This is a genomic window from Paenibacillus sp. J22P143 (assembly GCF_059692035.1).
The window spans coordinates 291451-302626 of record NZ_JCAUAQ010000003.1; the positions used below are offsets into that span (position 1 = coordinate 291451).

Here is an 11176-nt window from a genome sequence, read left to right on the forward strand (position 1 = left end):
ATTATACGTTTTGCCTTAGCTGAATCCGCTTCAATGCCTTCATCACATCACTGCCACCCCGGCCGAATAGCTCATGTAGACGGTTATATTCAACGAATAACTCGTCATAAACATGGCTATGTTCAATGATAGGCTTATAGCTTTCTTGACGTACACGGGTCATACGAGAAGCCGCTTCCACAATATTCGCATAACCGCCACGCTCTGTACCGGCAGCAACTGCACCAAAAATAGCTGCACCGAGTGCTGTAGTTTGCGTTGAATCGGCTATCTTGATCTCACGACGGGTCACGTCTGCAAATATTTGCATGAGCAGCCGATTCCGCTGAGGTAGACCACCACAAGCAATCAGTTCGCTCACCTTAACACCAGCTTGCTCAAACGTCTCAATGATTTTTCGGGTACCAAAGGCAGCAGCTTCCAACAGGCAACGATATATTTCTTCCGGCTTCGTCTGCAAGGTCATACCAACCATCAGTCCACTCAAATCCGCGTCGACGAGCACTGAACGATTGCCATTCCACCAATCCAATGCAAGCAAACCTGTCTGTCCAGGTGTCAACTCCCATGCCAGTTTTTCCAAATATGCATGTACGCTGATGCCTTCGTTTACAGCTGCATCCTTAACATAACCTGGAACACCCTGCTCAACAAACCAACCGAATAAATCGCCGACTGCCGGTTGTCCCGCTTCATAGCCATACAACCCTGGAACAATCCCATCCTCTACGACTCCGCAAATGCCTTCCGCATGTATTTCCTTATCACTTAGCAGCATGTGACACAATGAAGTTCCCATTGCCATTACCATTTGACCGGCGTGCACTGCCCCTGAACCCGCAACACCCGCATGAGCGTCAATGATACCAACAGCTACTGCTGTTCCAGGGTGAAGCCCCATCATCGTAGCTGCTTCGACGGTCAGTTCACCCGCTTTAGAGCCAAGCAAAGAAATGTCTCCCTGAAGTTTAGTTTCAACGAATGTTTCAAGCCTAGGATCCAAGGTTCGAAAGAAATCCTTCGACGGATAACCATCTGTTTTATGCCAAAATGCCTTATAACCCGCACAGCAGCTGCTTCGAATTGAATTAGACGTTAGCTGCAGAACAACCCAATCGGCCGCTTCCATCAAACGATGTGTTTGTTCATAAATCACAGGCGCTTCATTCAGCATCTGCCACGCCTTGGCCACCATCCATTCAGAGGATGTTTTGCCGCCATACCGACTTAAGAAGGCAGCCCCCAGGCGCTCCGCTTTCTCATTAATTCGATTTGCTTCTTCCTGCGCCGCATGGTGTTTCCACAGCTTGACATAAGCATGAGGCTCATCCCGAAGCTCCTCTTGAAAACATAAAGGAACGCCACTCTCATCAACAGGAAGAACCGTGCACGCTGTAAAATCAATTCCGATTCCGACCACTTGCTTCGGATCAATACCCGAGCTCCTTAGTACGGCTGGTACTGAATTTCTTAATACCTCCAAATAGTCGTCTGGTTGCTGAAGAGCCCAATCGGGCTCCAGCAGTTTATCAGAATTCGGCAAACGTTCGTCGATCACACCGTGAGGGTAAGGTGTCACATGCACCGCGATTTCTGCCCCATTTTCGATATCCACGAGAAGCACTCTTCCAGATTCCGTTCCGTAATCAATACCAATCGCATACTTTTTCTCCATTATGCCCCTCCTGCTTTATCTGTACAACGGACCAAAAGTCTCACATGCCCTATAGTCTGCTCCCAACGGATCATTGGCGCCGAATGCCGTCCAAGTAGTTGGACGGAATATGTGTTCATCCGCAACGTTATGCATACATACCGGAATACGCAGCATAGATGCAAGCGTTATCAAGTCCGCCCCCACATGACCGTAGCTGACAGAACAGTGGTTAGAACCCCAGTTATTCATAACGGTATACACATCCTTGAATGCGCCTACTCCTGTCAGATTCGGCACGAACCATGTCGTTGGCCATGTCGGATTGGAACGTTTATCGAGTACATCGTGTACCTCTTCAGGCAATTCAACGGAGTAGCCTTCAGCCAGCTGCAGAACCGGTCCTAAACCTTTGACTAGATTGATACGTGCCATTGTCATCGGCATGCCCCCGCGCGTCGTGAAGTCAGTAGAGTAGCCGCCCCCCCGGAAGAAATCGACTGCTGGACACCACTGTGTAGCTTGAAGGCATTGCTGCACATCCTGTTCCGTAATATCCCAGTGCGGTTTCATTACGGGTTGCCCATTCATCGTTTGATTACCGGTTCCATCCAGCGCCGCTGGTCCTGAGTTGATCAGATGAATGACTCCTCCAGCTGCTATTCCTGTCAGTTCTTGACCAGTTACACGTTTTACGGCCTGAGGACTCCAGTATGTCCGCACATCAGCAAAAATTTGTGCTCTGTCCGTCAATAAATGACCGAAAAGCATCGTCACGGCATTCAAATTATCATTTTCCGTAGCCAGCATATACGGCTCTCGAATGCCATTCCAGTCAAATGAACTGGTTAAGATCGCCTCCATAAAATCTCCGTTTGGAAAATGATCGGTCCACGCTCTCTGCCCTTGGAAGCCGGCAGCTATCGCATTATGACCCATTGATTCTTCCTCGAAGCCCAGTTCAGCTAACTTGGCATTGCCGACCATCAGATCACGAGCAATCAGAGTCATTTTGATTACCGTTTCCCAATCCTGCTCCTTCTGTTCGGCCGTTCGCTTAAGTTCCGGTGGATTCACATCCGCGCCGATTTGGCAGTTTTCCTTCGTCCAGGCTAGTGCGCGCACATATTCGTCTTTATCGTAAATTCCTCGTTCCATACGACGAATGAACTCGCTCATATCCACATATTCATTGCGCATGCCCAAATAATCCTGAAAAAACGTCTCATCGACAATGCAACCAGCAATGCCCATTGAAACCGTTCCCATAGCCAAGTAGGCTTGATCGCGCATCGTTGCAACAGCTAGTCCGGCTTTGGCAAACCTCTTCAACTTCTCCTGAACATCTTCAGGGATATGTTGATCACCAGTATCCTGCACATCTTTTCCGTAAATACCAAAAGAAGGGATTCCCTTTTGATTATGTGCACCAAGAGCAGAAGCCAGATACACCGCGCCTGGACGTTCTGTGCCGTTAAACCCCCAGATTGCCTTTGGCATAAGCGTATCTGTGTCAATCGTCTCTAACGGATAACACCAGGAAGGAGTCACGGTAATGGTTAAACCCACGCCTTCCTTACGAAACTTCGTCGCTGCTCTAGTAGCTTCAGCTACGCCACCAATCGTAGTGTCAGCTATGACACATTCCACTGGCATCCCATTTGCGTGACGCAGATTCTCACTCAAAAATTGTGCGCAAGCAACCGCCATGTTCATCGTTTGATCCTCAAGTGACTCGCGAATTCCACCTCTGCGTCCGTCAATAACCGGGCGTATTCCGATCTTTGGTAAATCTCCATTTAGTCGGTTGACTCCTGATTTCATAATCATTAAACACCATCTCCTCAACTTTATATAGGAACCATCGTTTATTTTTAATAACGAGGCTATTCCTTTGAATATGAATGCCCTAACCTTAGTCCTACTGATTTACTCTTGCAAGTGCCGTATTATAAATCGTTTCAATTTCAGTTGCGCCCTTTACTTTGCATTGTTGAATAAAACTATCCCAATCATTCAATGCCCCATCATTGATAATGAATCTATCTATATTCAAAGTTAAATGAGAATCTAATTGTGTGCGGAGCTGTTTAAGCTTTTCCCGTTCTTCTTTATTAAATGGAGGATCATTCACTTCTCTGAAATTAATACCATCAGCAAGATCCTTGATTGCCTTTTCAGACCACTTAATTAGTTCCGGTGCAGAAGAGGGAACCAGAGGATGGTCGTCAGAATGAAGTGCTAAGCCAAGGTAACCGCTTCCAAGTGCTGATTGCATCGCTCGGAAAGGATCTTGTTTATCCTTAAACTTCGCTTGCGTCGCTTCAGAAATTTTATATTCGCCACCAACAAGTGTGTAGTCGACGTTCTCTACACCAAAGCTTGTCAGATTTGTCCCCTCGTCTCCATACATCCAGTCGATAAACTTGATAACTTCTTCAGGATTCTTCACTTTGGAGCTTATTGCATACATTTCACCCAGATGATCAAGTTGATATACGTTGTTGCGTTTAACCCCCTTATCACTGGCCATGACAGGTAACAATTCGAACTTGGCATCTGGCTCTTTAGTCTGAAGTACTTTATTAAAGTTTGCACCGAAACCATTGTTATCTTGGTAAAAGAAAGATTTTCCCGAACTTAATTTTTCCACCCATGTTTGTGAGGTTGCTACTGAATAATCCGGATCAAGAAGTTTTTCTTTATAGAGCTTATGAAGGTAGGTAATAGCATCTTTAAATTCAGGTGAAAATGGACCAAATTTATATCGTTTTGTAGCATGCTCAAAATAAACTTTCGTACCTGTAATATTGGTATATCCACTACCAAAACCGAAAGCAATTGGATTGATCAAATTTTCTGTTCCCGTTTTACCATTTGCTGCACGGCTAGTAAACGGATAAGAGTCTGGATACGCTTCTTTAAGCTTTTTGAGTACCTGATAGAGTTCATCATAGGTCGTTGGGGTCTTTAAGTTAAGCTTTGTCAATAGATCTACACGTATCATCGGCAGCTGACCCGACTGCAAGCTCCATTTGGTTACGAGCGGAAAGCCATATAACTTGCCATCAACTTTTGTCTTATTGATTTCATGCTTTTGCCCCATAAGCTTCTGAAAATTCGGCATTTTATCTAGATAGGGGGTGAGATCTAGGAAAATATTCGAATCCGCATAGTTCGAAAGATCATTTTGATTAACCATCATCACATCGGGTATTGAGTTTGTAGCAATTAGAGTTTTCTTTTTATCCTCATAATTACTTTGTGGGACACTTTGTAATTCAATCTTCACATTTTTTCTTTTTTTAATTTCTTGAACAATGGTCGAATTTACATCTAACGCTTGCGAAGAATGCTCATATCTCATCCATGAAAGCGTTATGCGTTTGGCAGGAACCGATGATGTATTTGCCGTATTACAACCAGCCAATAAACTTCCCACTAAGGCAATTGAACAGCAGGCGGTTAACATTCCTTTTTTATTAATAACCATGTTGTTCCTCCTTAATAAATCCGGATTTGTTTCTGGCAATTTTATTTTATAGGCTAGCAGACTCTCTTTGAAAGAACCAAAATAGCATGCGATGAACCGTTATTCCACATTAATCGTGCTGAGTCATTTATCCCTCATGATTCAATCATCCATTTACAGCCTATTTCTGCTTGTTTCCATGGCTACTGCGATATTCATTCGGCGAAATGCCCTCATACTTTTTGAACAGACGTAAAAAGGTAGTACGACTGAATATGCCAATCTGATCTGCGATTTCGCTAATTTTCAAATCTGTATGCGCTAACAATTCTCTCGCTTTTGCAATCCGAATAAGACTGATATAGTCCGAAATATTCGTCCCCGTCGACTCTTTAAACATTCTTGACACATACTTGGCGGACAGTCCTATTTCATTTGCAATCACTTCGAGATATAAGTCCTTCTCATAATGCTTTTCAATATAATCGGTTATGAATGATACAATCGCACCTGATTTGCTCTCAGGTTTATATAACGTCTTTGTGATAATGTTTTCGTAAAATTCAAAGATCAGTTTCAATCTTCCATCAAACTCACTTGGTAAGAGCTCCTTTTGACTCAAAAAAGCATGTTCATTCGCATCAAGAAAATCATAAACACTCAGTCGCTTTTCCGTAATATAGCGATTTCCCGTATTAAAGAACTCAACTAGCAACGCCCCGAGAAAGTGATAAGAAACCCCCCGTTCTTTATTCAAGCTAATGATTCCTTCCAGCTCTACCTTCAACCCACCTATGTCACCTGATTTCAAAGCGTTTACTATTTTGTTCTCATCGAGAAAGGAATAATAGTAGTTCTGATCGATAATAAAATGATCCGCATCTAAAATGACCATCTTGGATGAGTCTGTCCGTTTATCTATGGCTGTAATCGCATCACTATAAGATTTCGAATAATCATCGATTTTATCGTATTGTTTTCCTAAACCAATAATGATTTCGCAATAAATCATGTCATAGGCAAATGTCAGCTTAATCATCTCTAAAGCATGGTCTAACTGCCCGCGGTCTTCCTCACTCTTCAAATTAACCATACAAACATATAAGTAGGGCTCATATTCCGTCAAATAACAATTCACATACTTTTTCATTATGCCCAAAAGCACATTCTTCATCTTTTCCAAAATCAATAAACGGTCTGCTTCCACAATCTCACGATAGAATCGATCTCTAAATTGAATCATGAAGCAGCAGCATAAATAACTGCCTGTGTGAAAATCAATTTCATTTAAAATTTGGTTAACGGAATAAGGCTGCGGCCCGCGATGCCCTTTAATTAAATTCGTGAAAAACTGCTCGAGAATTTCGTCAGAAAATGTATTGATTTTTATATTGTCATCCCTATGCCGCTGGATCAATTGATTGACGCTATCTCCGATCCTTTGAAGCTCGCTGCCGCGATGTGTTTCCTTGTTCCATTCATCTACCTTTTCATTTGTTTGTAAAATGTCTCTGATATTTTTGATCGGATTATATAAGCGAACACTAAATATGAAAGAAAAAGCTACGCCAATAATAAGTAAGCTAATGCATATCCAGATAATCAAACTAAAAATACTTGAAGACTCCTGGTTAAATGAACTCACAGGGGTAATGGAAAAATATTTCCACCCAAAATCGGACGTGGTTTGAACTAGCCAGTTCTGCTCTTGACCAATTCGAATCGCCCCGTTACTTCGTTCCTCCGATGTAATTCCAGCAATGATTTCCTGTTTCGCCTTCTCATCTAAATCGCTGCTTTGCAAAATGATCTCATTATTTTTATCCAGTACAATATAGTGGGTAGCCGAGAAAATTGAGTTATTTTGTAACGTAGCCACGATCGTTGGAATGGATATGGTTGTCACCATCGTTGCCAAATGCCCATTCAAATATTGCGTCGTAATACTCGGGATAACCTCTCGGTAAGAATTCATATCCGCGTTGACCACTTTGGTCGGCTTCAATAATTCGAATAAGCTGCTTTGGTGTAAACGTTGACGCCAGAAATCTTTATTGTACTGATCAAATTTATAAAATTTGTCAAAGAAAATGTCGAAATTAACGATACCATCACTCAAATAAACGCGTTTATCATCAACAAAAATAAAAATATTATCTACAAAATGACTAATTGGATTGCGGTTACCCGCAATGGATCTCACAATTGATGGCATTTTGATTTTCTCTTCATCTGTAAGTAATGAATCTGGTCGTAAATATTGCTGAATCGTCTCACTGAGCAGCAAGCTGTTATTGGTTGCCTGAGCCATGCTTAAATAAATATCAATGGTTTTGGAAGATGCCTTCAAATTATCTGTAAGCTTCTCAGAGGCATCCTTCTTAATTAATTGATCTGCGTTAAAATAAGAGATGATTCCTATAATAACAATTGGAATTAATAACGAGGTAAAATAAAGCAGAATCTTAAAAAATAGCCTATTTTTGTTCAACGATTGCTTCAGATACTTCCAATTCAAGTTTACTCCCCCTATTTATGTACGACGAAACATCTTTATTTTCAAATGAATCTGCATCCTCAAGTTCCCACAAACCCCAAATGATGTATCAGTTGAAAAACTCTATTATACTTATTATCTATGTAATATTCGAATCATTCAATATGAAATCCTCCTATCAAAAACAATTGTTATGTTTTACCATTTTTTTAAGAATCACTGTAAGGGATAAGGTAACCGACTAATCACGAACGAAGGCCACATAAAATCGCCTACTTCGTAGAGCGAATTTATGTGGCCTTCGTTTAGTAGAAGCAAACCTTTTATACGAATAGTCAAGTTCGTATACTAGGTTAAAAGAATGCGGAACGTTTTCAGCTCATACGGTTTGAAATAAGCGGCAAAGCCTCGGTCGGTGTGCTCCATCACTTGCTCCTCTCGCTCCATTAGGTTAACTTCCTCCACCTTAACGATTGGAAAATGGGAGCTGAAACCTACTGCTCCACGCTGGCCGCCATATTCATAGCAGCGAACAATCCACTCGTCAGAATCCTCCGCCTTCTTAATCGTATCCACGACCACATTCCCGCTATCACAAGCAAAGAAACTTAGTGAGGCTGGTAACTGAGCTTGCGAATCGATGTTTCCGGCAGGAAGTTCAGAAGCGGATGTCGGGATGTTCAACTTGTGGGCCTCTATCGCCGTCCCTGCTTGAAACCAGTCTCCGTTATGGGGCAGCAGTGAGTACGTAAATTGGTGCTCGCCAAGATCAGCCGTCGGATCAGGATTGATCGCCGATTTTATTAAAGTCAGCCGCAGCACGTTGTCCCGCACATCATGACCGTATTTGCAATCGTTCAACAGGCTAACGCCGAAACCTCTCTCCGATAGGTCCACCCAACGGTGAGCACAAGTTTCAAAGCGGGCATAATCCCAGCTTGTATTCCAATGGGTTGGCCGTTCTACGTTACCGAACTGGATCTCATATGTCGCTGCAGTAGCACGTACGTCGATCGGAAACGCTACCTTAAGCAGTTGCTGCCGTTCCTGCCAATTTACCCGTGTTACGAAATCAATTCTAGGATTGTCCGGGTACAGTACCATATCCTGCACCAGCTCAGATTTTTCATATGTCCAAGCAAAGCGGATGACTGTGCAGAGAACGCCCTGCTCGATGATTTCCACCGAGGTCAAATTCGTAATGTTCCGCACTTTATCGTAATAGAAAATGTCGATATCCCATGCATCGTTTGCAAGCGGTTTATCCTCATGGACGTCGAATCGGTTTCCGATCTCACCTGGTGCGAGCACGTCCCTCTCCATCCGCTTATCGAACAACCGGGTCAATTGCCCATTCTCGTTCCATTCGATTTCATAATAAGGTGTTGTCGCAGAACTGCTCGTTGCGGTAATCCGAACCTCTGTCGAAAGCTTGACTTCGTTGGCGTTATCGCAGTGAATCGTTGTATAACCGAATGCCGGAATATGGTCTACCTCAATCAGCAGGACGTTACCTTGATCGGCTTCTTTAACCATCTGCGTTTGGAGCATACGACCTTCTGCGTCGTACCAAACTTTACCTTCGAATCGCATCTCCCATGGGAGATGGATGAGATCTTTGCGCTCCCACGGAAGCGTATTCATGACGATCCAGCTTGGCGAAGTCCCGTTACGTACAAGTCCCGCGAGTCGCTGCAGACTTCCCAATTTCGCTCCCACAGCCAAGGCTTCCGCCTCCGCATACTCGATACGACAATCCTCATATACTTCAGCAATCGAGGATCCTGGCAAAATATCATGAAATTGATTGCGCAGTACGATCTTCCAGCTCTCATAGATTTGCATCTGAGGATAATGCACAAAGCCTGCCAGTGAGCCTAAGATGGTAGAGATCATTTCCGCGTCATGCAGTAGATTTTCCATATGTCTGTTCATTTTTTTGTTGTACGCTTGCGAAGTGTAGGTCCCGCGATGAAGCTCCAGATAAAGCTCCCCATCCCATTTATGGACATATCGATCCGTACTCGCTACGGTCTCTTCTAGCTGATTGAAATACTCGTCAGCACGGCCGATCGTTACCTTAGGCAAGCCTGGCATATTTTCTAATCTGCGTCTAGTTTCCAACATCGTCCGTGTCGGCCCTCCACCGCCATCTCCATAACCGAAGGCAAGCAGCATATCACGGTTCAACTCTTTATCCTGATAGTTTTCCCATACACTGGTTACCGTTTCTGGCGTAACAAGGCCGTTATAGGTATAGAAAGTAGTGCCGGGTTCAGCATCCGGAGCGGTCGTCGTGATGAAATGAGTCAAAATTTTACTGCCGTCGATCCCCTGCCAATAGAACGTATCGTGCGGGAATCGATTATAGACATTCCAACTAATCTTCGTCGTCATAAAATAGCGCAAGCCAGCCTTAAGCAAAATTTGCGGAAGTGCCCAGCTGTATCCGAACACATCGGGAAGCCACAAATATTCGCATTTGGCTCCATAGCGTTGCTCGAAAAAGCGCATTCCGTACATCAGTTGACGAACAAGTGATTCCCCGGAAGGTACATTGCAATCCGATTCCAGCCACATCGCCCCCCCTGCTTCCCAGCGTCCTTCCTGGATACGATCGGCGATTTGGCTGTAAAGCTCGGGATAATCCTTCTCCAAGTAATCGTATAACTGCGGCTGTGTCTGCAAAAACGTATATTCAGGAAACTGTTCCATGTAGCGCAATACGGTGGAGAACGATCGAGCAGATTTTTCTCTGGTGTGCTTGAGACGCCACAGCCAAGCAACATCGATGTGTGTATGTCCAATGCAGCGAACTGTCACTTCACTGTGTTTTGGAATGACGGACAGCTCTCCCTTTAACTTTGCGTTGGCTTCTTTGACGCTGTCATAAAAATTTGCATCACCGGGAACACGCCAATCAATGAGTTGAAAAGCTAGGTCCAACGCCCTTAACAGGTTTTTTTGCTCCCAGCTGTTTTCACTTAGCAATTGAATGGTTTGTAATACCGCGCTCGCCGTGTAATACAGATCATCCGTCTCTTCCTCCAGCAGAGCAAGCGTAGAAACCTGTATTTTATGCTCCAGCTCACTCTTATCTCCTGTCATCCCGTTCAAACCCGTCCAAACTTTAAAGAGCAGCTCAACCTTCTGTCCGATCAGTTTCTCTGGTAGAAATACCTCAGGATGGTTGCCTCCAACCCCCTGATACGGCTCTCCATTAAGAAAAACAAGCGATTCGAACCCTGAATTGTGCCCAGCACCCGTCTTACCGAAATCGAACAGCCCGAGTGCCTTCTTCCCTTTCCACTCGGCTGGAAACGTTATCTCCGTTTTCAGCCAAGCTGTCAAATCCCAACCGCTCCATCGTTCACCAAGCGAGATCGTACGCCACTCCGCGTTCTCTGGCGGCATAGCCGCTACGGCCGCTTCTTGATCCTCCCATAATTGATAGCTGGGTATCGGCCGCTGGTCGATATATCGATACTGCTCCAATTCGATAATTCGTTTTTCTAATTTTTTATCAGCTAAATGTATACTTTTGGGGAGCATG

Annotated in this window: 5 protein-coding genes; all 5 read right to left on the reverse strand. The window is 44.0% G+C overall.

The window, feature by feature from the left end; translation table 11 throughout:
- Position 1 precedes the first annotated feature (1 nt).
- The 5 genes from AC58PQ_RS08345 to AC58PQ_RS08365 all read right to left on the reverse strand — a co-directional run bounded on the left by AC58PQ_RS08345 (position 2) and on the right by AC58PQ_RS08365 (position 11175).
- Positions 2-1675, reverse strand: coding sequence for a ribulokinase (locus AC58PQ_RS08345; protein ID WP_497241503.1), 1674 nt, complete (start codon positions 1673-1675; stop codon positions 2-4).
- 15 nt (positions 1676-1690) lie between these two features.
- Positions 1691-3478 (reverse strand): L-fucose isomerase, encoded by a 1788-nt coding sequence (locus tag AC58PQ_RS08350; RefSeq protein ID WP_497241643.1) that lies wholly within the window; start codon positions 3476-3478, stop codon positions 1691-1693.
- Between the two features lie 97 nt (positions 3479-3575).
- Complete coding sequence (locus AC58PQ_RS08355; protein WP_497241504.1) at positions 3576-5147, reverse strand: extracellular solute-binding protein; 1572 nt, start codon at positions 5145-5147, stop codon at positions 3576-3578.
- A gap of 160 nt (positions 5148-5307) precedes the next feature.
- Entirely contained in the window at positions 5308-7644 is a 2337-nt protein-coding gene (locus AC58PQ_RS08360; RefSeq protein ID WP_497241505.1) for a helix-turn-helix transcriptional regulator, read from the reverse strand.
- A 327-nt stretch (positions 7645-7971) separates the two neighbouring features.
- Complete coding sequence (locus AC58PQ_RS08365; protein ID WP_497241506.1) at positions 7972-11175, reverse strand: alpha-mannosidase; 3204 nt, start codon at positions 11173-11175, stop codon at positions 7972-7974.
- Between the last annotated feature and the right edge of the window lies 1 nt (position 11176).